Annotated in this window: 24 protein-coding genes; 12 read left to right on the forward strand and 12 right to left on the reverse strand. The window is 45.4% G+C overall.

Features of this window, described 5'->3' with window-relative positions:
- Positions 1-233 precede the first annotated feature (233 nt).
- From P2A85_RS23605 to P2A85_RS23615, 3 genes are all read left to right on the forward strand, one after another.
- The gene (locus P2A85_RS23605) at positions 234-1,868 is read left to right on the forward strand and encodes a tetratricopeptide repeat protein (RefSeq protein WP_377475795.1); all 1,635 of its coding nucleotides are present in this window, start codon (positions 234-236) and stop codon (positions 1,866-1,868) included.
- A gap of 167 nt (positions 1,869-2,035) precedes the next feature.
- Entirely contained in the window at positions 2,036-2,839 is an 804-nt protein-coding gene (locus P2A85_RS23610) for a hypothetical protein (protein WP_377475796.1), read from the forward strand.
- A gap of 294 nt (positions 2,840-3,133) precedes the next feature.
- Entirely contained in the window at positions 3,134-3,472 is a 339-nt protein-coding gene (locus P2A85_RS23615; protein WP_377475797.1) for a hypothetical protein, read from the forward strand.
- A 267-nt stretch (positions 3,473-3,739) separates the two neighbouring features.
- Here P2A85_RS23615 and P2A85_RS23620 read toward each other — a convergent pair whose 3' ends face one another.
- The 3 genes from P2A85_RS23620 to P2A85_RS23630 form a co-directional block, all read right to left on the reverse strand.
- Positions 3,740-3,943 carry a hypothetical protein gene (locus tag P2A85_RS23620; RefSeq protein WP_377475798.1) on the reverse strand — a complete coding sequence of 68 codons (204 nt, stop codon included), beginning with the start codon at positions 3,941-3,943 and terminating at the stop codon, positions 3,740-3,742.
- A gap of 64 nt (positions 3,944-4,007) precedes the next feature.
- Positions 4,008-4,811 carry an alpha/beta fold hydrolase gene (locus P2A85_RS23625; protein ID WP_377475800.1) on the reverse strand — a complete coding sequence of 268 codons (804 nt, stop codon included), beginning with the start codon at positions 4,809-4,811 and terminating at the stop codon, positions 4,008-4,010.
- Between the two features lie 188 nt (positions 4,812-4,999).
- Entirely contained in the window at positions 5,000-5,719 is a 720-nt protein-coding gene (locus P2A85_RS23630; RefSeq protein ID WP_377481661.1) for a lysophospholipid acyltransferase family protein, read from the reverse strand.
- Between the two features lie 407 nt (positions 5,720-6,126).
- Between P2A85_RS23630 and P2A85_RS23635 the strand changes: the two genes are divergently transcribed.
- The 5 genes from P2A85_RS23635 to P2A85_RS23655 all read left to right on the forward strand — a co-directional run bounded on the left by P2A85_RS23635 (position 6,127) and on the right by P2A85_RS23655 (position 10,420).
- Positions 6,127-7,353 carry an RNA-guided endonuclease TnpB family protein gene (locus P2A85_RS23635; protein WP_340522462.1) on the forward strand — a complete coding sequence of 409 codons (1,227 nt, stop codon included), beginning with the start codon at positions 6,127-6,129 and terminating at the stop codon, positions 7,351-7,353.
- 72 nt (positions 7,354-7,425) lie between these two features.
- Entirely contained in the window at positions 7,426-7,740 is a 315-nt protein-coding gene (locus tag P2A85_RS23640) for a hypothetical protein (RefSeq protein ID WP_377475802.1), read from the forward strand.
- A 131-nt stretch (positions 7,741-7,871) separates the two neighbouring features.
- Entirely contained in the window at positions 7,872-9,599 is a 1,728-nt protein-coding gene (locus tag P2A85_RS23645) for a succinate dehydrogenase/fumarate reductase flavoprotein subunit (protein WP_377475804.1), read from the forward strand.
- A 315-nt stretch (positions 9,600-9,914) separates the two neighbouring features.
- On the forward strand, positions 9,915-10,139 hold the full coding sequence (locus P2A85_RS23650) for a hypothetical protein (protein WP_377475805.1): 225 nt from the start codon (positions 9,915-9,917) through the stop codon (positions 10,137-10,139).
- Complete coding sequence (locus P2A85_RS23655; RefSeq protein ID WP_377475806.1) at positions 10,139-10,420, forward strand: type II toxin-antitoxin system YafQ family toxin; 282 nt, start codon at positions 10,139-10,141, stop codon at positions 10,418-10,420. The genes P2A85_RS23650 and P2A85_RS23655 overlap by 1 nt, the downstream gene beginning before the upstream one ends.
- A gap of 36 nt (positions 10,421-10,456) precedes the next feature.
- Here P2A85_RS23655 and P2A85_RS23660 read toward each other — a convergent pair whose 3' ends face one another.
- Complete coding sequence (locus P2A85_RS23660) at positions 10,457-11,347, reverse strand: Uma2 family endonuclease (RefSeq protein WP_377475808.1); 891 nt, start codon at positions 11,345-11,347, stop codon at positions 10,457-10,459.
- A 208-nt stretch (positions 11,348-11,555) separates the two neighbouring features.
- The gene (locus P2A85_RS23665; RefSeq protein ID WP_377475810.1) at positions 11,556-12,488 is read right to left on the reverse strand and encodes a tetratricopeptide repeat protein; all 933 of its coding nucleotides are present in this window, start codon (positions 12,486-12,488) and stop codon (positions 11,556-11,558) included.
- A 310-nt stretch (positions 12,489-12,798) separates the two neighbouring features.
- On the opposite strand from P2A85_RS23665, the gene P2A85_RS23670 reads away from it, so the two are divergent.
- A complete protein-coding gene (locus P2A85_RS23670; RefSeq protein ID WP_377475812.1) occupies positions 12,799-12,936 on the forward strand; it encodes a hypothetical protein in 138 nt (45 codons plus the stop codon).
- A 124-nt stretch (positions 12,937-13,060) separates the two neighbouring features.
- Positions 13,061-14,302: a hypothetical protein gene (locus P2A85_RS23675; protein WP_377475814.1), complete on the forward strand. Its 1,242-nt coding sequence runs from the start codon at positions 13,061-13,063 to the stop codon at positions 14,300-14,302.
- A gap of 59 nt (positions 14,303-14,361) precedes the next feature.
- Here P2A85_RS23675 and P2A85_RS23680 read toward each other — a convergent pair whose 3' ends face one another.
- From P2A85_RS23680 to P2A85_RS23695, 4 genes are all read right to left on the reverse strand, one after another.
- Positions 14,362-15,474, reverse strand: a complete 1,113-nt coding sequence (locus P2A85_RS23680; protein ID WP_377475816.1) for a DNA cytosine methyltransferase — start codon at positions 15,472-15,474, stop codon at positions 14,362-14,364.
- A gap of 8 nt (positions 15,475-15,482) precedes the next feature.
- Positions 15,483-16,208: an MAE_28990/MAE_18760 family HEPN-like nuclease gene (locus P2A85_RS23685; protein WP_377475818.1), complete on the reverse strand. Its 726-nt coding sequence runs from the start codon at positions 16,206-16,208 to the stop codon at positions 15,483-15,485.
- A gap of 2 nt (positions 16,209-16,210) precedes the next feature.
- Positions 16,211-17,281, reverse strand: a complete 1,071-nt coding sequence (locus P2A85_RS23690; RefSeq protein WP_377475820.1) for a DUF262 domain-containing protein — start codon at positions 17,279-17,281, stop codon at positions 16,211-16,213.
- Between the two features lie 62 nt (positions 17,282-17,343).
- Positions 17,344-18,519, reverse strand: a complete 1,176-nt coding sequence (locus P2A85_RS23695; RefSeq protein WP_377475821.1) for a homocysteine biosynthesis protein — start codon at positions 18,517-18,519, stop codon at positions 17,344-17,346.
- A 131-nt stretch (positions 18,520-18,650) separates the two neighbouring features.
- Here P2A85_RS23695 and P2A85_RS23700 point away from each other — a divergent pair, with 131 nt between their 5' ends.
- Positions 18,651-19,277: a Uma2 family endonuclease gene (locus P2A85_RS23700; RefSeq protein ID WP_377475822.1), complete on the forward strand. Its 627-nt coding sequence runs from the start codon at positions 18,651-18,653 to the stop codon at positions 19,275-19,277.
- A 145-nt stretch (positions 19,278-19,422) separates the two neighbouring features.
- On the opposite strand, the gene P2A85_RS23705 is transcribed toward P2A85_RS23700, so the two are convergent.
- Together P2A85_RS23705 and P2A85_RS23710 are read right to left on the reverse strand one after the other, a co-directional pair.
- Entirely contained in the window at positions 19,423-20,586 is a 1,164-nt protein-coding gene (locus P2A85_RS23705) for an AI-2E family transporter (RefSeq protein ID WP_377475823.1), read from the reverse strand.
- Positions 20,587-20,736: 150 nt separating this feature from the next.
- Complete coding sequence (locus P2A85_RS23710) at positions 20,737-21,189, reverse strand: Uma2 family endonuclease (RefSeq protein ID WP_377475824.1); 453 nt, start codon at positions 21,187-21,189, stop codon at positions 20,737-20,739.
- 611 nt (positions 21,190-21,800) lie between these two features.
- Here P2A85_RS23710 and P2A85_RS23715 point away from each other — a divergent pair.
- Positions 21,801-22,088 (forward strand): helix-turn-helix domain-containing protein, encoded by a 288-nt coding sequence (locus tag P2A85_RS23715; protein WP_377481664.1) that lies wholly within the window; start codon positions 21,801-21,803, stop codon positions 22,086-22,088.
- Here P2A85_RS23715 and P2A85_RS23720 read toward each other — a convergent pair.
- Positions 22,085-22,564 carry a hypothetical protein gene (locus P2A85_RS23720; protein ID WP_377475825.1) on the reverse strand — a complete coding sequence of 160 codons (480 nt, stop codon included), beginning with the start codon at positions 22,562-22,564 and terminating at the stop codon, positions 22,085-22,087. The two genes, P2A85_RS23715 and P2A85_RS23720, sit on opposite strands and share 4 nt — an antisense overlap.
- Positions 22,565-22,672 lie beyond the last annotated feature (108 nt).

The following is a 22,672-nucleotide window of genomic DNA, read 5'->3' on the forward strand; positions in this document are numbered from 1 at the left end:
CAACGCCCGTCGTAGATATCGCTTTTCGTTTACTAGAGAGCCATTGATTGACGCGATCGCATTGATTTTCCTTGATAATAATTAATCTTTTATACCTTGTTTAGTTTGAGTAACTAAGACATAATCTGATCGACGTAAGTTATTCTATTTCCCCTTATATATAGCCAGTCTAAATTATGTCTGGACACTTTGCCACATCATTGGTGCAGTTCTGCCCCTCCTCTGGGCTAGAGATGAATGTTCACTTTTTCTTAGAAGAAAAGCCAACTAGACAAGAGCAGAAATTGAACACTTTAAGTAAGTATGTTCAGAAATATCCCCAAGGATGGAAAAAAAGATTAGAACTAGCTAATTTGCTTTACCAGATGGGAAACTGGCAAGAAGCAGTTGCAGAATATCATCAAGTGATTGAGCGACAAGCGCAATTAATGGGTGTGCGGCTGCAACTAGGGAAACTATTGCAGCTAATGAAACGAGAAAAAGAGGCTATAGAAGTCTACGAAAAAGCCTTGTCGTGTTCCGAAAATGAAGGGACTCAGCATCATATCAATGGATTGATTGCAGTTTGTCGGGGTGAGAGTGAGAAGGCAATAGTTGCCTTTAATTTAGCAACTCATTTAGAACCTGAAAAAGTCGTTCATCGGCTGGCTTTGGCACAGGTGCATCAGCAGATAGAAAATCCTCTTGGCGTGCTCAGTGCAGTGGAGCAAATTTTGGCAATCAACCCAGATGATGTTGTGACGTTGATTTACAGCCATGATGCGAATCTGGCGGTGGGGGATATGAGCGCCGCAACAGAGCAGTTGAGTAAGCTTATAGCTCTATTTCCGAATGATTTTAGGGTACTGCAACGACAAATTGAGCAACGTCTTCAGATGAGATTAGTTTCTGGTGAAGAGGGGAAACTGACGAAAAAGATGATTACCTCTTTACTGCGACAAACTCCTCATGGGGCTGAGGCTCACAATTCTCTGGGCTATTATCACATTTTCCGAGGCGATTGGCGGCAAGGTGTGGAGGTGTTAGCAGAGTTTACCACCCAACACCCCAATTATCCTTATGGTTGGTATTACTATGGTCGGTGCTTATACGACACGGGAGAATATCAAAAGGCAGCACAGATGATGGCGAATGCTTATCAACTGTATCCCGATAATTGTGAAATTTATCGGGCATTGTGTGAAATTTTACCCTTGGCTGTTGGGAAAGTCTCTACCCCCCCAACCCCCCCTTGCCAAGGGGGGGCTAAGAGAACGAGGGGGGAGAATTCCATCAAAGTCCCCCTTTTTAAGGGGGATTTAGGGGGATCTCCGGGGAATGTAGTCGAGGAGATGCTGAAACGATTTCCTGAACGTTGGAGTGTGTGGGCGACTGCGGGGCGGGTGTTGGTGGAACATTTCAAAGAGATTGAACGAGGATGTAGTGTTTCTGAGCAGGGCACAAAACTTCAGCCGCAGTTAGTTGATGCTTGGTTTCGTCATGGGCGGGTGTTGGCTTTGGCGCTTAAACATCAACAAGCGGTGGAGGCGTTGGAGAAAGGATGGAAGTTGTTACCAGCGGGAATTTCTCTGCAATTCGTGCCGACGGCGCTGTGGCTGGCGGAGAGTTACCAGGTGCTGGGGGATGTTGGGGCTAGTCAGCGCTGGTGGAAAGTTGCCGGTGAGGGATGTCAGGAATTGAGAGCGTTTAACGGGGCTATGGCTGATTACTGGTTAGGGAGATCCTTGGTGGGGTTGAAGGATCGGTTGGGGGCGATACAGGCTTATGAAAGTGCTTTGAGTCAGCAGTTGTTGTATCCAGCGCGTGGGGAGGTTGAGAAGAGTTTGCGGAGGCTGAAAAGTAAGAAGGGGAAGGGTTATAAGGGTTGAGGGTGGATTTTTGGGGGAGAAAATTTCCTCGTAACTCGAAAAATTCCCAAATTGGGGTTGGGAAACGTCTAATAAATAGAGTAGTCCGAGAAGACTACTTACAGGCTGTACATTACTTACATCCTAGCAATTTGTTTCAAAGTTCACGAGCAACTGGAGAAAAATTTATGACCTTACATTTGATTGAAGAAGCATCTTCGTACTTTCTTAGCCTTGGCCTTGATGAAACAGAAGACTTCGATCCTACTATACAAGACTCAAGTGGATTAATAAGTTATATTGTGGCAACAAGCAACGAGCCTCCAAAAGAACTGAATGACTTATATAATGAAATTGCACCAGTCATGGAGGGCTTAACTAATGTAGTCACTGGTAGCGTCTTGAAGAGAGCGGGAACTGACGATAAAAAGAAACACGACCCAAAAATTTGGCAAGAGCCAATGAATCAAATGGCAAAAGCATTTTGCGGGCCGCTATCTATAGAAACGCAAACGTATACCAAAGAAATCGTAGGCACAAAGATCGCGACTGAGTTCATCAATCTTTTGCTGGCGGCAACCGTAAGTCAGGGCCCTGCGTTAGCAGGCTTTACTAAGTTTTTGCACAGCCAAGGCGACAGCATACGCTTAGAAGCAGGGCAAGAGGGAGATGGTTATCATTACGCTTCCGTCTCCATCATACATGAGATGTTCCAAGCACCAGATAAACGGTGGATATATGTGCCAAAGTTTAAAAGCTATTTCACTCGATTTACGCGAGAAAATTATGTAGTGACTAGTTCTTGTGCATCGGCTACAAAGTTCAAGTTTAAGTTTGAGCTTGAGATAATGACAGCAGGATTTATGGTCGAAAACTGGAAAAACTTTCCCAGTTTTAAAAAACAGGTAAGGGATTTCATTGAGAGATTCCAAAAAACAAATATTGAAGACTCTGCAAACTATTTTGATGACATCTTCACGTCAACTAGGTAATATCAAAGAGGAATAAGACGATAATCTAGGTGAATTTATCATCAACCCAGCGCTGACTGGTAATGGTTTGACTTACCTCGTTGCCAATCCTAAAGAGGGCGATGTTTACGAAGTCGTTCTGAATATCTCATAGCTCAAACCCCCTTCTCGTAGCGATTGTCTTGTAGGAACATAACGCACCTTAACTATTAATCCAAGTTGCTAGTTACTCTTATGGGCGATCGCTTTCAGATGAGGACTGCAATATTTCCTTGATAACTTTGCCACCGTTAGGGAAGTTGTTGAACACTAGGAGTGGTTTTAATCACTACTGTTGGAATTTCTTTTGGTGTCGTTGGTACAGCCTTAGCAGAGATGGTCATCAAAGCAGATAAGATTCTCGTTCCTAATGATAGAGATCTTAAATTTATACCAAGCCATATGGGAGGGAACACGATTTGCTTCCAGACAACTGATAAATTAAGTGGTTGGATGATGATTATATCAGGAATGAACAAACCAGACTTACTAAAAGCTACCCCCACGGAACAATGTATATCCAAATCCTCAAATAGGATGCCTATATTGATAGTTGGTGCTTTCAGAGATTTACCTGATGAGAGTAAATCCATTCGTGTATATGTGAAAGAGTGACCATAAAGAATTACGTCAGGAAGCGCACATCTAAAGGCATAGGCTTGAAAAAGTCAGAATCTGACCAGACTAAGTATGTTTCACGAGTAGTAAAGCAGGGTAGATTTATTGTCAGAGGATAAGTAGCTAGGCGCAAATAAACCTTGCTGTGTAACCGAATCTAAAGCTGCTAGAACCGTAAGCGAATTGCGACGTTTAACGAACAATGACATACTTATGTATATTCCCACTCATCTACTTAAATGTATCATAGTATTTGCGATCGGGTCAAACCCGATCGCAAATACTATAATACCTTGCTCCTGCGACAAAAAGGGTTTTTTGAACGATCATTTTAATGTTTGTCACGGGATGATTCCAAGTTCTTTTATTCAGAAAATCTTGACTGCTGCCACTACCGGGACGACATCTACGCAGTGCAATTTCAATGTAAAGTTTTCGTCTTTGTTCGGGAAGCTTGAGATTTAGCATGATGAGACCCTAGCAATGATTTTTTGTTTAATTTTTGTTGATTGTTGTTGATGATAATCAATCATTAATGACTGATAACTAATGACCTATTTAAGAAATTCTGAGTTTGCATAATTTCATGAAGGTCAATATCAGTTTCTAACAAACAAGCATGACCGCTTTTAGCCAGCATCACCATTTCAGCATTGGGAATTACCTTCACTAAAAGCTTCGCTTCTGCTACCGAAGGCAGAAGTCGATCGCTACCACTAGCAATTACTAGCGTCGGCTGTTCGATCGCCCTCAACTGATTTTCGTCAACATCGAACGATCGCACTAAAGCTAATCTCCACACAGAAGTGCTTTGAGGTACCGCTTGCATCGCTTCTAACAAAGCTCGTCGCTCCTGTGGCCCAATCTTTCCCAAGGATGCTAAAACTGGCAATAAACCTACTACCGACAGCGGATAAAGGCTTGCTGGTAGCCATTGAGTCAGGTAAGAACCCCACTGTACCCAAGGTTGCTGTCGGAACGAAGAAGCTGGATTGACTAAAATTAGTCGCTCGCACAATTTAGGAGCCTCTAAAACTACTTTCATCGCTAAACACCCCCCAAATGATTCCCCACACAAATAAACCGGCCTCTGATTTCCGGCTGCCTTTTCTGCTTCAACTAAGGCGATTGTTTCGCTGACAAGTACATCCCAACTAGCCATGTCATTGGCTGGTATAGCTAAGCAACGAATGTCAAAATCATTGGTTAATTTAGGGATTTGCCGACGCAGCAGCAAACCGCTACCATCCATACCAGGAAGAAATACAAATAAAGGCAGATCGGAATTAGGAGATTTTGGCGTTAGGAAACGAAGCTTGTTAGTAGAATTTGACATGATTAAAGTCAATTGATTTTAGATTTTATAGACGAAGGAAGCAGGAAAAAGGAAGATGAGATTTTAGGTTAAATCATTCCGGTTGGAGTCGAAGGATTTAACCTTTATATAACGGATAAAACCCAGAGCAAAAAAAGAGAGAGCAAGAATTTTGATGCTCGCTGATTTGATCTAAAATCTGACAACAGTCAACTTGCTTGGAGTAATTGTGCAATTTCTCCGTGACAATGTTCTGTAAGTTCCGCAACAACTGCTTTGGCTTGTTTCCCTCGATATTGCTGTTGTCGATCGACCGTAATCCAGTACGGACGGCCGACTAAAATATTAACTCGTCTGTAAAGTATCACAGGATGCCATCCAGCTCGATCGAACAGCGGTTCTGAAGGATCGAACCAACTCAACAACCTCAGCGGTATACCCGATCGCACCGACTCTTCTTCAAAAGAACTAATCGCCACGGGCAAAACCACCAAATCCCGCACCGGAGCTCGCAGGGCTAAATGAGCAAATCCTCGCTGAAACTTTCCCACAGTATGCGGTTGAGTAAAATTCACCATCGGTTCGGCACCCTCTGGAAACACCCCCACCATCTCCCTATTTTGCAGTAAGGCTGTCGCCTGATCGAAAAAATGTTGCTGTCGGTGTTGCGGTGCTTCCAAGGGAAAAGCACCGAAAGATGTTACCAATTCCCGAACCACCGGAACTTGTCCCATGTAATGATGACAAGCAAAACGGATCGATCGACCTAAAGCCGCCGTCAGCAGCACAGGATCTAAGAAACTGCGGTGATTGCTAACCACCAACACCGGGCCTTCTTGGGGAATTCGATCCTCTTGGTGCAAAAACATCTGAGTGCCCAAACCTGCTAAGAAAGAGCGTGAAATCAGTAATGTGCGATCGGGCGACATAGGCAAAAAGACAGGTGCGACCCTCTAAAAGTTAATTACATCTCCATGTAACTTAACATTTCTTTACGAAATTGGCGATCGGTCCGAAAGTAGATTTTTCCCTAAATTTATAAAGTCTTGTTGCGACCTCTCTAAAAATCTTTGGAACCGCAGTCAAACCAAGTTAGCTTAGCAGACGGGAATCCCCACACTATATCGCTTCGATTAGTGTGGGATCAAAGGTACGTGAATCGACGATTCCATCCGCCACAAGACGTAAAAGCGAAAGCTAGCAGGCGATGGCGGATGGATGAGGAGATCATCCCTTCGGCGAGCGTGAGGGGGCATCGCAAATTGTTGGCTTTTCTAATATTTTTTGTTATGATAAACTTAGACTAATCAAAAAAGCAATCTAAGTATTGTGCATTGTGCTGAAAGCTGTCAAAGTCCGAATCTACCCTACTATTGTCCAGCAAGCATACCTTGCTAAGGCTTTCGGTTGTGTGCGTTGGGTCTGGAATCAGTCTTTGGCTATAATAACCGCAACCTATCAAGAGACTGGCAAAGGCGTTACCGCCATGACCATAAAAAAGTCAATACCCTTGTGGAAAACTGACAATGAATGGCTATCTGAGTGTTACTCTCAGTGTCTTCAGCAATCGGTCTTGAATCTAGGTGTAGCCTTTGGCAACTTCTTTGATGGTCGCGCCATGTATCCAACATTCAAGAAACGCCAAGGGAAGCAATCTATTCAATACCCTCAAAATGTCAAAGTATTGAGTAATTGTGAGATTAAATTTCCGGGTTCGTTGGGTACTGTCAATGCTAAAGTTCATCGGGATATTGAAGGTAAAGTCAAAACTGTGACTGTATCCAAAAATCCTGATGGGAGATACTTTGCTTCCATGCTTGTGGATGATGGCATTGAATGCCCAGAATCTAGCTCTGAGGGTAATGTGATTGGCATAGATTTAGGTCTAACCGATTTTGCAGTTACATCAGAAGGTTCTAAATATCAACATCCAAAAGCTACAAAGAAACATGAAAAAAATTTAGCTCGTAAGCAAAAAAAGCTGGCTCGCAAAAAAGATAAAACCACAAATAATCGTCGAAAAGCCAAGCTTGCCGTAGCTAAAGTTCACTCAAAAACCAAAAGAGTCCGCGAGGATTTTCTGCACAAGCTATCGCGCAAGATAGTAGACAAAAACCAAGTCGTAGTAGTAGAAAATCTGGCAGTCAGAAACATGGTGAAAAATCATTGCCTAGCCAAATCAATATCTGATGCTGGTTGGGTAATATTTTGTACTATGCTTAAATATAAAGCAGAAATGGTGGGGAAAGTTTATCTAGAAATAGGTAGATTTTTTGCATCAACTCATCTTTGCTCAAATACTTTGAAGCCACTGCCAAAAATGGATTTATCTGTACGAGAATTTGACTGTCCACACTGTGGCAATCGGCACGATAGAGACATTAATGCCGCGATAAATATCAAAAATGAAGGCTTGCGCTTATTGACGTTGGGAACCAGCGTTATTGCTCCTGAAGGCTATGTAAGACCAAAACAGTATGGACGCAAATCTACTACTGTGGTGGCTGTGGTCGTTGAAGGGAGAAGCCTCCGTCATACCGGTACGACCCTTGACGGCGGGTAGTTCACGCTAACTAGACTAAGAAATTTCAAGTATTTTCGCGCAAGTCCTAATAGCAACCTCGCCAGGCCCAAAATGAATAACTTGCATAACTATCGCCTCAGATGCACGCTGACCTTCGGCGACATTTACGGTCAAATCATTATTTGGCTGATTGTGATCTTTCTGAGTCTAGCCTCCGCCCTCGCCTTGTGGAGTAGCGCCCGTCAAATCTACGCCTTAGCCACAGTCGGATTGATCTTAGTCCTGTCTCTACCCTTCCTACTGTTTGCGTTTGTGACTACTTTGCTAAATCACATCGAAGTCACAGCCGTAGAACCCGCTACCGAATCTAAACCATCCGCTAGCGCCAATTTACCAGGTCAAAAACCTACCCCAGCAGTGGGCTAATCCAGCGTACAGATTTTTAATTTTCAATAAAGTTAAAAATCAAAAGTTAAAAACTTCCTTACCTTTGCGTGAGGATTTTTTTTGTGCATCAGAATTACATATACAGCAGAACACTCAACACTACTCAAAAAATGCTAGAACACGACGTAATCATTGTGGGCGGCGGTTTAGCAGGTTGCCGCGCCGCGGTGGAAATAGCCCGCACTGACCCCAGTTTAAAGGTAGCTGTAGTTGCCAAAACTCACCCGATTCGATCGCACTCCGTCGCAGCCCAAGGCGGTATGGCCTCCAGCCTCCAAAATGTCGATCCCGAAGACAGTTGGAAAGCCCACGCCTTCGACACAGTAAAAGGTTCAGACTATTTAGCCGACCAAGATGCCGTAGAAATCCTCACCCGCGAAGCACCAGGCGTAGTCATCGATTTAGAACACATGGGAGTTTTATTCTCTCGCCTTCCAGACGGCAGAATTGCCCAGCGCGCTTTCGGCGGACATTCCCACCGCCGCACCTGCTACGCCGCCGACAAAACCGGTCACGCCATCCTCCACGAATTAGTCAACAATCTGCGCCGTTACGGAGTTCACATCTATCAAGAATGGTACGTCACCCGCCTGATTTTGGAAGAAGGCCAAGCCAAGGGCGTAGTTATGTACCGCCTGCTAGACGGTCAAATCGAGGTTGTGCGCGCTAAGGCAGTGATGTTCGCTACAGGGGGTTACGGTCGGGTTTACAACACGACCTCGAACGATTACGCCTCGACTGGAGACGGTTTGGCGATGACTGCTATGGCAGGATTGCCGTTGGAAGATATGGAATTCGTGCAGTTTCACCCGACTGGTTTGTATCCCGTGGGAGTGTTGATTTCGGAGGCTGTGCGGGGCGAAGGGGCTTATTTGATTAATTCAGAGGGCGATCGATTCATGGCCAATTATGCCCCATCACGGATGGAATTAGCACCCAGAGATATTACATCTAGAGCCATCTCCCTAGAAATTCGTGCAGGCCGAGGAATCAACGTTGACGGTAGTGCCGGCGGCCCATTTATTTACATGGATTTGCGGCACATGGGACGCGAAAAAATCATGAGCAAAATTCCTTTTGCTTGGGAAGAAGCCCACCGTTTGTTAGGGATTGATGCCGTAAATCAGCCGATGCCAGTGCGTCCTACCGTTCACTATTCAATGGGGGGAATTCCTACGAATGTTAGCGGGCAAGTTCGCAGCAGTGCTGATGGTTTGGTAGACGGTTTCTTTGCAGCCGGAGAAGCAGCTTGCGTGTCAGTTCACGGCGCAAATCGTTTGGGCAGCAATTCGCTGTTGGAATGCGTTGTTTATGGCAAAGTTACAGGTGCAAAAATAGCACAATTCGTACAAAATCGCAAGCTTCCAGCAGTGGATGAACAGCATTATATCAAGGAAGCCAGCGATCAAATTCAGGCACTTGTAGAGCGTCCTGGCAAATACCGCATCAATCAAATTCGGCAACAGTATCAAGATACGATGACTGAGTATTGCGGCGTATTTCGTAGCGCCGAATTGATGCAAGAAGGTTTGACAAAATTGGAGGAATTGGAGCGACAATATCAGGAAGTTTACTTGGACGATAAAGGCAAGTTGTGGAATACGGAAATTGTGGAAGCTTTGGAGTTGCGAAGTTTGATTATTGTGGGGAGAATGATTTTAACTTCTGCTCTGAAGCGGCAGGAAAGTCGGGGCGCTCATTCGCGGGAAGATTTTCCGCAGCGGGATGACGGCAATTTCTTGAAGCATACGTTGGCCTATTATTCGCCGGCTGGCATCGATTTGGCTTATATGCCGGTGGCGATTACGATGTTTGAGCCGCAGGAGCGGAAGTATTAATTTATAGGTGTAGGGTGCGCACTGCGCACCTTACTAATTAAACGGCAAAAATAGGATAAGTATTGCTAAAATAAATCAGTGCTGGACGCAAAAAACCCGCTTTATATCAATTCCGGTTATATCGGAATGATTTAACCACAGATAACACAGAGAACACAGAGAGAAATGAATACAGGACGATGAAGATAGGAATTGATATTTTTTGAAAAATCGTCGCTATTTCCGAGAGATATGGACACAGAAACCGGGTTTTTTACCCCTCATGCTTCCAGGACTGTAAATAAAAAATATCGTGATTATAAGTAGAAAAAAAATATGAGTAAAATGACACAGACATCTCAATTCCAGCAAGCTCTTGAAGCTGTAGAAGTTTTATCATTAGAAGATCAAGCCATGCTTCTAGATATTCTTCAGAATCGTCTGCGACAACAGCGACGAAATGAATTACTTAAGGAAGTGGCAGAAGTTCGTCAAGAATATGCGGAGGGCAATGTTAAATTTGGTTCGGTAGCCGATTTTATGGCGGAGTTGGATGATTGATGAAAATTGGTTGGACTCCCAAATCTATTCGTACTTTCAAAAAGTTAGTTCGTAAAAATCCTCAGATTCGCCCTTTAATTGAAGCTACGCTAGAACTTTTGTCTGAAGACTGCTTTAACCCCAGCTTGCGAACTCACAAATTGACAGGAGATTTATCGGGTATCTGGTCCTGTTCCATAGATTATGATTATCGGATTTTATTTGAGTTTGTGACCGATCCAAAAGATGAGGAGGAAGCTATTTTATTGCTCAAAATGGGTTCTCATGATGAAGTCTATTAATACCGATCGCCCTTTTCCCAATTCTCTCCCCCTGTCTCACTCTCCAGCATTCTCCGTAACTTCCTCCACAGATAAACTTAACGCCTCCGCCACTTGTTCGGCACTCAAACCCATTCCCAACAATCGGGGAATTGCATCCCTTCTTGCCTGAAATTCAGCTTGTTGTGCCTGCTCTGCACTGTCGGCTCGCAACCTTTCTTGTTCGGCTCTTTCGCGCTGTTGTTCCCCTCGCAATTTCTCCAATTCTGCCCTTTCATCGCCAATCAACAGCAAATTACCTTCCTCGTCCCACCAGCGGAGCCAAAGCATGGTTTGATTTTGATAACTGCCTTGCCAAAGTCCCAATTCTACGCCTAAAGGTGCGATCGGAAAATGACCGCGTTGATTTAGTTCTAACCGTTGATAATACCCATCAATCAATCGATAAACTTCTAATCTGCCGCTGTTAATTTCATAGATGCCATAATAGGGAATTCGCATTACCCGCTCGTACACCCAAAACTTGCCAGGTTTCGTTATTAGCCCTTCATCAGTGCGCGATAAAGGAGTACGATCGCGCTCTTCATCCCCGTTCCCGCTAGCAAATTCCAACGCAATTAACGGTGCTATGTGTTCCCGCCACAGCACGTAGGAACGGCGAATTTGACCGTCTAAATTGGGCGGGACATTCGGGACATAAAACCAATCAGGAGCTTCTGCACCTTTTTCTGGCGGCTCGGTTTCTCGCCAGTAAATGCCGCAGTCTTGACCGATCGCATATTGGCCATCGGGATGCCGTTCCTGCAAAATTGGTCCGATCGAATCAGTTAAAATTAAACTTTGTGGATGCTCCTGAAAATTTTTCACAAAAGTACCATCCGACTCTGGTAATTGAGTGTGGTCTGGAAAAGCAGGAGGTAGAACAATGCGGTCAACGCTTTGGGTCATAATTCCCTCCGAGGTTGTGTCTAATTGGTAATCAGATGGGAGATTTTAGATGGAGAGAGTGTTCTAGTTTTAGTGCGTTGGGACTAGAAGAATTATTTAACCGCGAAGACGCGAAGGACACGAAGGAAGAAGTAAGAAGAAGGAAGTAAGTGCATGAATTTTAAACTCTTGAACTCAAAACTCACGCACTCAAAACTCAAAACTATCCTTAAGGCTTAGGTAGTGAACCTTCAGGACTCGGTGAAGCGGTCGATTCAGGAGTTGATGAAGTCCCAGGTTTGGGACTTGCAGCAGCGGGTGCTGAAGGCTTGGGAGTATCGCTAGCTAACTGATTGATTTGGTCTTTATAGTTAGGAGGAGCTAACTCTGTAGCCTTAGCAAATAGGGTTTTTGCTTCATCTTTTTTGCCCTGTTCTTTAAATACGATCGCCTTTCCTAGAGTCGGGCGAAAATCCTTGGGATTAGCTTTGGCAGATTCGTCATAAATCGCGATCGCCTCGTCAAATCGCTTCCCGACAGCATAAACTTGTCCCAAAATCAACTGCACCGAAGTTGTATCGATACTTCCCGGTTTTGCCTGATTTGCAGCGGGAGCAGCTTTGAGCGTATCTTGCAGCAATCCGATCGCAGCTTCTGGCCGCTGCTGCACTAACAACAAATTCACCAACCCCTGCAAAGCTTTAATTTCCCCCGGCTTAGCCGCCAAAATAGCCCGGTATGCCTGAGCCGCACCTTCGCGATCGCCCGTGCGTTCCTTAGCCTGAGCTAGTAAAATCCCGTATTCAGTAGTTTCAGGATTCAACTTAGCCAACTTTTCCAAAGGAGGCACCACATCTTTAATGTCCCCCACCCCTTGTCCGATCAATTCCAGCCGCACCTGTAATAGGCCTCGCAAAGCAGTTACATTGTCGGCCTCGCGCTGCAAAACCAATTCGTAACCCCTCGCCTGAGCTTGCAGCAACTCTGATTGCTTTTCCCCACTTGCAGCCGTCTGAGTAGGCGTTGGAGTTGACCTAGTTTGGGCTTGGCTTCCCTTGAGAATGCTGTCCAAAAGTGGGACCAGAGAAAATCCCAAAAAAGCGATGAGGGACAGCACCACCACCACAGTAATCAACCCACGGCCCTTGTTTGTTTTATCCATAATTCAACTTGTTCAGCTTAAAATTTACTATTTTCGGAGATTGAAGGCATCACCTGGTGCCTAAGCCAAGTCCATCAGGTTTTTAATTTTAGGGCCCAACTGTGACAAAGCAATCTTTTGCTTGCAGCTAATATGGTAACAGACCCACAACTTCATGCTAGCTAAACAATTTTGGACACTGAGACCCGCAGCCCCAAGGATTGCGCCGTCGGTCCAATTTAGTCTGGTCTAGCTAAAAATTACCAAAAATATGGCGGATCAGCCCGTTCGGTAATTGGATTAAGTAAAATAGGCAAGCTGAATATCCTAAATGCTATTAGCCAGCAACTCCAACCACAGGGCGATCGAACTGACGATCGGTCAGCAACTCCCAAAGTCTTTGCCAACAAGGATTTTAGCAGCCAACAGACCCCTCGACACTCTACTACCCCTTGCAAGTTGGAGTTGACGGGTCACAACCTGACATGAAAGCCCCGTGCTCGCCTGTAAGGTGCTAGTAGTTTTGAAAGCAGTTTCTTCAGTTTATTCCTTAATTTCCCTCAAGGGATGTGTCTCCGCTGCAAGGAGTTTTTATGAACCCCTCTCCAAACCGCTCTTCTAAATCGCCCAAATCTACTTCAACTCGCAAGGCTCAGCCTCGCGAACTGGCCGTCAATCCGCCCAAAGATACAGTTTCCGTTCCTGAGACACCAGAGGAAAGTCCGCAGCCAGAGCTGTTGGCAGCACCGGTTGACCAAAATCAACTGCCAACGGCAACTGATGCCCCAGCATCCAAGGACACTCTGCAACGACCACGCTACACTTCTCCCCCCAAGGAGGAAGCAAAGCCAAAAGATCCACCTAGGGATGCTCCCGCACTCTCAGAGCCAGCACCCCCTTCTCCATCTACCAGCGATACTCCAGCAGTCTCTGTATCGCCCACCGTCACACCAGACTCTGCTGAGCAGGACAGTTCAGCCACCGATGACATACCCGCAGTGATGCGCCAACATCCGATTCCTCCCCCCAGCGAACCCAGACAGTACCGAGCTGTTGGTTTGGTCCGGGGCCGCTACACCCAATCTGAAGAACATTTCACGCGGGGTATGCTCATCGCTGCTGACGGAACTGCCATAGACGCGGTTTTGCTGGGTAGAGTCATGAGTTTAGTCAAAAATCACTTGGATTTGGAACAAGAACACCTGTGGGTGGTCTATCCCCGCACCAGGCAAGAAGATGGTAACTTACACGCCCAGATTATGGGAGTCTGGGAACCTGAAACACTCAAAAAACCTTCGGAAACTTCGTCAGATGAGGAAAGTCCTGTTTCCGGCGAAATTGAGAGCAGTTTAATATCCTCCATCCCCTCTCTCCCAGAGTCTGAACCTAATGTTGAAGATGGCTATTTTTCGATTAGAGGTGAGGTTATCTATCAATCTCACGATCGAGAAAAGTATGTCATCGTCAAAATTAAGCAAGCTCCCCGCAAGAATGAGGACAAGATGAAGTTTTTTAAGTTGAAACTTCAGGGGGATTTAGCCACAAAGGCGATCGGGTTTTTTTGGGATTTCCATGTCAAGTTACAGGCTGACAATCTCATAATTCAGCAGGCTAATAATATTGGGGCACTACCGATCAAAAAGCGGAAATTCCCCCCTGGCGAAAAACCCGCCGGCTTCCGAGGAGGCGGAAATAAACGTCCATATACTCCTAGACCCACTGGTGATGGCACTCCTGTAGGGCGTCCAAACATCAAGCCCTCAGCCTCCGCGCCCCCTCCTCGTAAGGAACCCCTTCCTAAACCAATGAAGAAACCTAAGCCTGTTGAGGAATAACAAATAGGGTAAGTAAAAATGTAAAATTAAAGGTCAAAAAAACTTTTAATCTTACATTTTTACTTGAGGCACTTATCAAATTTATCTAGATGATGGAGTAGGCTTTGCGCCACTAACTGACCAATTTCAACAGGAACAGCGTTTCCTATTAAGCGTCCCAGTTTGCTGAAACAGACTCGCTCGCCAGGAGCCAGGAAGCTATAGTTTTCTGGAAAAGTCTGAAGGATGGCTGCCTCTCTGAGAGAAATTGCACGATCCTGTTCCGGATGTCCGAACCGACCATTACCGTAGCCAAAGCATTGGGTGGTGATCGTTGGAGCCGGGGCGTCCCACTTCATACGACCATAAACGCTAGGATAAGTTTGTCCAGATTTCTTACGATGACATTCTGCCAGCAGTGAAGTATCCCAGTCATGCCATGTGCCTCCGGGTTTTGAGGCTCTGATTCTGCGGAGGTTCAGGTCACTGAGCGAGGACGCTGCATGAAGTGCGTCATTTGGATCGGAGCATCCGGCTGCTAGGGCGGGTAGATGGGAAATGGCCTCACGCACAGTTGTGCAGGATTGTCTGGAAAAAATTGGAGGTACTAATTCTACAGATCCGAATCGAGACGCTAGTAGCACCAGCCGTTTACGAGTTTGTGGAACTCCATATTGAGCGCAATCTACAATGCTCCAATCTATCGAATAGCCTTCGAGTTCCTTCAAAAAATCCTTGAAAACTTCATGCTCTAAAAGCTGTGGTACATTCTCCATCGTCACGAATTCGGGTTGAGTCTCTCGTACCAGCCGGCCGAAGTCGGATACCAGAACCCACTTACTGTCCAGGCGTTCCTGGCGTCCCTTACGGCTGTAAGTCGAGAATGGTTGGCAGGGAGCACAGCCAGCCAGCAAGCGTAATTTCGCATCACCAAAAATATTTGTAAGTTGGGAAGCTGACAGAAAACTGACATCCTGCTCGATGAAAATAGCATTATTGTTGCTCTCGTAAGGGAATCGGCATTGTGGATCGATGTCGATGCCCGCAACAACCTTAATACCTCCTCGGATCAGTCCATGGGTAAGACCGCCCAAACCGCAAAACAGATCGATGCAGCTAATGGCTGTACTTCTGCGATCGATGTGAGGCTTTTTGCCTATGTGAGTGCCGACAATAGTCTCATCTTGATTCATGCCTGTGCTCATTGAGGTCGCCTCTCCGGCATTAGGAACTCATGTGCATCTATGGATGACTTAAAGCAATTTACAACCTCCCTCAGATAAAGAGCTGTTCGTTCAGTGAGGTCACGGAGATCGCTAACAGTAATATTATTGCCACTCTCTGCAAATGATAGATTACCGTGTGCTAGTTTGTTCCGAAAACTTTTGATCAGGGAAAGTGCGCCTTGCTGATCCCGCAATGGTTGTTTAACAGCACGATTAGCCTGACGACTTATATTTAAGGATAATCCTAGACGTTTACTAAGTTTGTAAATTTCTTCATCATCCCAATTTCCACCTCCACCTTTTTCAAGTTCAAAGGTTGATATAGGGAGTGCTTGCACTAGGTGATCGCAGAGGTTCAATGCAGATTCCAAGCGATTCTCGTAATTGATATCGGTATGAGTGCGTGCGGTGCATCGCACCCACTCGCGGCGCAACTCAATGGACAACTCATTGGGCAGCGAGCTGTTATTAACCACTGCCTGAGATACGGCATCTACGCAGCGAGTAATTGTTGACTCGACTAGATTATATAGCTGTAAATAAACACTGGAATATAAAATTTTCTGCTGTTGCGGAGTGATCGTAGCTTCCCCGATTTGTGGAGTTCCTCCCTGCACTTGTTCCTGTATGGACTCAAGCAGGTCAAGGTAAGTTTCAATTTCCTGTAAACGCTCTTCAAAAGCTTGGCTCAAATCCTCCATCCTCAATCTCCAAGTAAACGATCGCGAACGAAATGTATACGAGCCTTGAGTCTGCCTATGGCGTTCGCACCGTCTGCTCCGGTCACTTTTGTAAACTCTTTGCTATTCAACCATTCTTCAACTTCGATCGATTGGTTGGCTATTTCAGGCCGTTGCTGAAGTGCCAGATAGCTTCCAATGGCTATAGCTTCAAAACGCGATCGGGGTGTCGCCTTACCTTGAGGTGCTTTGCGAAAGCCTAACGGGAAGTTGCGCGACACAAAGTCTATCATTTCCATAAAGCGCCGTCGGTAGGACTCAATGTCCGCTGGGTTATCTTTAAAGCGATCGTTCATCTTCTTCGTGTAGGTGAAAAGAAATGCCGACACTCTGTCTTTGTATCCCTCAAACCCATCGCCGTATGCAAAAAATCGTGTAACGAGCTCTTCTCTCTCGCGCTCCAATAACAGCTTGTCCGATAGCGGTGCAAGTTCTTCAAAGCTCGGCTCTTGGGCGAGTGAAATCACAAGGTCGAGGAAAGCACCTCCTAACGCACCTCGACGCACCTCAGCCTTGTTGGCGACCTTGCTTCCTGTGTTAATTCGATCGAAAAGATCGAATCGTGCTTGCTCATCGGCGTGTTCATTAAGTACGATCCCCCTAATGGAACGGTTCTTGATTTTTCGTTGCCGAGATTCGGGTAGATCTTTGAATCGAAATCCGGTCAGTAGCGATAGTTCTTCCAAGTCACCTAGGGGAAAGTCCCCAAGAACGAACTCCTGAATCGTTCTAAGGCGCTGTGAACCATCCACAATTTCAAGCTTACCTGTTGACGGGCTTTCCCAAAAGAAGAGGAAGGGGATTGGAAGCCCCATCAATACCGACTCAATGAACCGGGATTTGCGCTCTGGTTCCCATGTGAACTCGCGCTGGTAGGCGGGAATCTCGAAATCTCCATTCTGCATCTTTTGGGCCAGAAGCTCAATGGAATATTCCGTCAGATAGAACTCAATTCTCTTTGTGTGTTCAAAAATCTGTTGCTCAGCAGTAGCAACCTCCTCATCAGTGAACTTAGACTGGTTCTCGTCGCTCATCTTTGAATATCCTCTCGTGGTTCATTGAAGTTAGAATCCCCGTGACTAAAGTTCGGCGAGTGTCATTCTAGCCTGACTTGCGCCCCCCACACATCCTGTGGCAGAAATACTCTGTCTGCTGGTAGAGGAGCAACTGGCGCCGTGAGAGTAAACTGACCAGTTTCAATTTGCTGCTTCAATTCCAAAGCTACTTGTCGGGACAGAAACATACTTGCTAGGGGGGCTGCCCGCACTGGTTTGCCCTCTATCAGAATACGACCTGTTTTTAATTGGGCATAGCTAACTAAACCAAAAGTGGGACGCACGCGCCGGGGGATTGAGAAATCTACCACCGGCGCTACTATTTTTTTGTCTGATACTGCACAGTGGGCAACGACGGTTTCGTTTAGGACAGGAAATGGGATGCCGATTCCCAGCATGATTGATGGGCCGTAGTTTTTGAAGTAGCACCCGCGTACCCATTTGGAGTTCATTTGTTTTGCATCGCCGATGAGTGCTAGGGTTGCCGCCGGTCCGATGGGGGTGCGGTTGGGCTGGCGTTTTTGCAGCGGGAAGTGCTGGGTGCCTTCCCAGGTGATATAGCCCTGAGCGCCTCCTAGGAAGATGCGCGTGCCAATGCCGATGGTTTCGAGGTCGGGGTCGTTCAGCAGGGGAGACATGGCTCCTAGGCTGGAATAGACGGCGTTGCCTAGGTTTGCTTGTAGGGGCCCTAGGTAGGTGAATAGTGGTCGATCGCCCCCATTGACACCCACAATAAAGTTTTGATATACGTTCCGGGGATTGAATAAATAAAACTGGTTGATGGTATCGCGGGTAATTGTGGTTTCAAAGGAACTGCGGGGGTAGCAGTCTGTTACTTGTCCCAGGGCGCGCAATTGTACGGGTTTCCCGGCAATCAGGTCTTCGATGACGTGTCCGCCGCCTCTTTCGCGGGATTCTTCGCCGTCTTCGGCTACTTGGGTGGCTCCTAGGTACAGGTCTACTGCACCAAAGCCGGAGTAGGCTAGAACGCCGTCTAGCCAGCACTGGCGGATTTTTATGGGGGGATCTGTGTGGCCGAGGTTGATAATTGCCCCTGATGATTCCATTGGCTCGAAGGTGCCTGTGGTGATGACATCGACTTCTTTCGCCGCTTGGGTAATGCTGGTTTCTTGGACTCGGTTTTTGAGTTCTTCGATTGTCCAGACTGTGGCTTTGCCTTGAGTGATTTTATCGTTGATTTCGTCGATCGTTCCCATAATATTATTTGAGATTTGAGATTTTAGATGGATAGATTGATGGATTGGCGATCGGGCTGGTTGTTTAAAATAAAAGCAATATTATAATGAATATCAGAATATTATCATAAATCAAATAAAGGGCGATCGCCATGACTCAAGCGATATTAAAACCACTCACTTTCGATGAATTTATTGACTGGTATCCAGAAAATTCGGAAAACCGTTACGAACTGCACAATGGAGCAATTGTTGAGATGCCTAAAGCCACTGGAGAGCATTCAGAAGTATCTGGCTTCCTGATCGCTGAGCTCAACTTTGAGATCAAACGACAGGGACTTCCCTACTTCGTTCCCAAAGAATGCGTGGTTAAAGCTGATAATGAGCTATCTGGTTACGAACCGGATGCGATCGTTTTGGACAGGCAAGGGACGGACAGCGAACCGAGATGGAAAAAGCAATCTATTATTACAATGGGTAGTTCTGTGCGGCTAATTGTCGAAGTTGTCAGTACCAATTGGCGCGATGATTACGGCTATAAATTGGTTGATTATGAGGCTTTGGGCATTGCTGAATACTGGATTGCTGATTATTTGGGACTAGGTGGCACACGCTATATTGGCAATCCGAAACAACCTACTTTTTTGGTTCACCATTTGGTTGATGGCGAATATCAGTCCAGTCTGTTTCGGGGAGACGATCGGATTTTATCGCCGACATTTCCCCAAATTAATTTGACTGTTAAACAGATTTTTAGTGCTGGACGAGATGAGGTTTAAAATGCTATTTTTTTTTGCCTCGGCGAGTGAAGTCGCGGCTGCACAAATACAATCTGCCTGCGCGGAATAATACCCAATCCGGCTTAAATACTCCTTTTATTTATTAGTCTGCCTCGGCAGAATTCGTTTGACTCTCGACAGCGGTTTAAACCCCTGAATCATCTGTATTGTTTGGGATGTCTGTTTTTTGTTCTGGCAGACTTTCTGGTTGACTATGTATTATTCCTATTGCTTGGTATTCCTCCTCAATAGCAGAATCAATTGCTGCTAGCTTTTTGGGACTTGTATGCCACTGGTTGAGAATATCTTTAATTAAGACTTCTCTAATCCAAACTTGAGCGACAACGGTGAGGGGAAGGGCAAGCAATAGTCCTAAAAATCCAAAGAAGGTAGCGAAGAATACTTGAGCTATTAAGGTGACAGCGGGCAGCAGCGATACTTGCTGTGCCATAACGTAAGGGGTGAGGAGGTTACTTTCAAATTGTTGAATTAGAAAGTACAGGAGTAGGACTAAACCTGATTTTAAGGGAGAGTCTAAAAGTGCGATCGTCATTGGAGGAATCACGCTCAAACCAGGCCCGATATTTGGTATTAAGTTCAGTAAACCGGCTACTACAGCGTGAGCTAGGGCTAAGGGAACTTGCAATACTGATAAACCAATTAGGCTCAGAAGAGTGATGACGCTCATGCTAATTAAAGCACCGATCGCCCATCGACCGAGAGCTATTTCGCATTCATCTAAGATGCCATCGACTCTGCGCCGATAAAAAGAAGGAAATAGTTGGATAAATGCTTGGCGATAAGACTGAGGTTCTGCTAATGTCATCAATGTCAAAACTAGGACTAGCAAAAAGCTGAGAATAACTCCTAATGTGTTCCCGACAAAAGCTCCTGCACCGCCCACGAGTTGCTTGAATAAAGGTTGCAGTTGTTGCATGATGTCGTTAACATCAAGATTTGGCAGCCGCTGACCAAATTGTCCAGAAAAGCGAGTTTCAATCTGATCGATCCACTCATTTAATTTGGCTATTCCTTGAGGGACTCTTTGGGTCAGTTGTTGAAACTGTTGAGTAAAGGGTGGTACAATAATTAGGAATAAGCCTACGAATATCAGGACTAGGAAGCTAATTGAAAGTAAGACTGCGATCGATCTTTTGAGCCGGAATTTCTGTAAGTACCGTGCTAGCCTATTTAAGGCTGTGGCTAAGACTACTGCGGCAAATAGCAGCAGTAAGGCTTGTCTGATTTGCCAAAGTATGTAACAAGATGCGATCAGGGCTAATAAGCCCATCCATTGTCCTAGCTTCATTTGGTTTGAGATTGGGGAATCAAGATTTAGTGTGGGACTTGAGAGGTTTGGGAAATCTACTCTCTCCAAGATATCTTAGATGCGGGCGATCGCACTTTAATCATATCTTTAAAAAATACCCCTACTCTCACACCAGAGGAAGCAGACTCCTCATTGACCTTTGGCGAACACCTGTTTTGGTGTCAGGTTTAATTCTGGGAAAATTGGGGACTCAATGCGATCGCAATTTCTGAACAGTTTGGCTTGGTACTCCCCCTCAACGAGTTGGTAAACTGAAAAAGTAGCTTGTTTTGGATTACCAATAAACCGTCTCCCACCCAATCCTAGATAGTCTATAATCCAATATTCCTGAATACCCATGGATTCCTCGCGCATCGGTTTAATGACGCATTCTTTGGGGATAAAGTACGGCAGCCTTAAGCGTTCTATTTCTTGAAATAACCAGCCTCTGGCAAAACCTGTCACTTTAGAATGTTTGCCGGTTGCTTTTGGCATTTCAATAATTTCGCCATTGTGTAGTTCGTAGCGATGTTCTGAATTCTCAGGATACCAGTCAATGAATTCATCAAATGTTACTAATTCTGTTAGGATGGTTTGGATCATGATGAGTGCCTTTATTTTGGTTGCGATCGCGCTAACTTATATTAGAGAACTTTTGTCATAGCTATTTTAAACTGCTTAGCTCCATTTGATTGTCTGTCTCATGTCTATTAAGTAGTCGGACATAAATAAAAAGTGCTGTGTAAATAAAGATTAAGGGAAAGACTTTTGGAGCGATCGCGTCAAAGTGCGCCGGACGGATTTACATCAGTCGCGGGGTGTTGGCTCACGACAATCAACAAGATTTATTACCTCGCGATGCCTGACCAGAATCAGATCTCGCTTTCGCCCACAACTCTATTTCGACAGTTTAAGAGTCTTGTTGACTACCAGCTATGCTCGCCGAATGCGATCTATATAGAACCCAATCGACTGCTTTTCGCGATCGACTGCTTTTCGCGATCGACTGCTGTGAACGATCGCTAAAAGATGTCAAATGGGTTCTATAAGGCTAAAAGCAAACGCTAAGAAATAGATGCTCGAAAATTGTGCCGCAAATTTAGTTATAATGCTTAAACTCTATCAGTATCAAGCGATGTCATCACCACCCCACCAGAGTTTTTCTCAATTGTGAAGAAGAGCAGACACTTTGGGAATTAAGAAAAGTCAAAAATATTGCTGCTAGAACCAAAGATAGAGCCGAAACTGTCCGATTGTCAGCGCAACGCTGGCGAGTTGAAAAAATTAGCCACTATTTGAAATGTTCCCCAAACACAGTACGGTCAACCTTACATAGATGGAAAGAAAAAGGATTAGAAGGGCTGTGGGATGCCCCGCGTCCAGGTAGGAACCCAAAATGGCTGACATCAGACATTGCAGCCATAGAAGAGAAATTAGAGATTGCCAGCAGATATTTTCAGATAATTCTGCTCAAACAACCAATTGTTCAGGCAAAAGTTTAAGTTGACCCCCACATCGATGGGTTTGAGGGGAAATACTTTGGGTTTGGCGATATTGTTTGAGCAATTTTTGCACAAAGACAAATAGCCACGCAAAAACGCTTGGCTATTTGTCTTTGTGAGAGCGGCTCACTATGATAAACATTAATTATTTTTTGCCGAAAGTCAACCGAGTAAGATTTGATTTTTTGTAATGTATGATACTTTCTACAATCAGGGAATAGCTTTTCGCGATCGACTGCTGTGACACGATCGACTGCTGTGACACGATCGACTGCTGTGGGCGATCGACTGCTGTGACACGATCGACTGCTGTGGGCGATCGACTGCTGTGACACGATCGACTGCTGTGGGCGATCGACTGCTTTCACTCGATCGGCTGCTTTCACTCGATCGGCTGCTTTCACTCGATCGGCTGCTTTCACTCGATCGGCTGCTTTCACTCGATCGGCTGCTTTCACTCGATCGGCTGCTTTCACTCGATCGGCTGCTGCAAGCCCGACATTTAATTAAAGCTGCATGACTTTTTTGGCTTCTATATTGTTCACTTAGTTCTTGTCAGCTACATCATACCTCATCTATTTGAT

This window comes from Microcoleus anatoxicus (assembly GCF_042465725.1).
Lineage (GTDB): Bacteria > Cyanobacteriota > Cyanobacteriia > Cyanobacteriales > Microcoleaceae > Microcoleus > Microcoleus anatoxicus.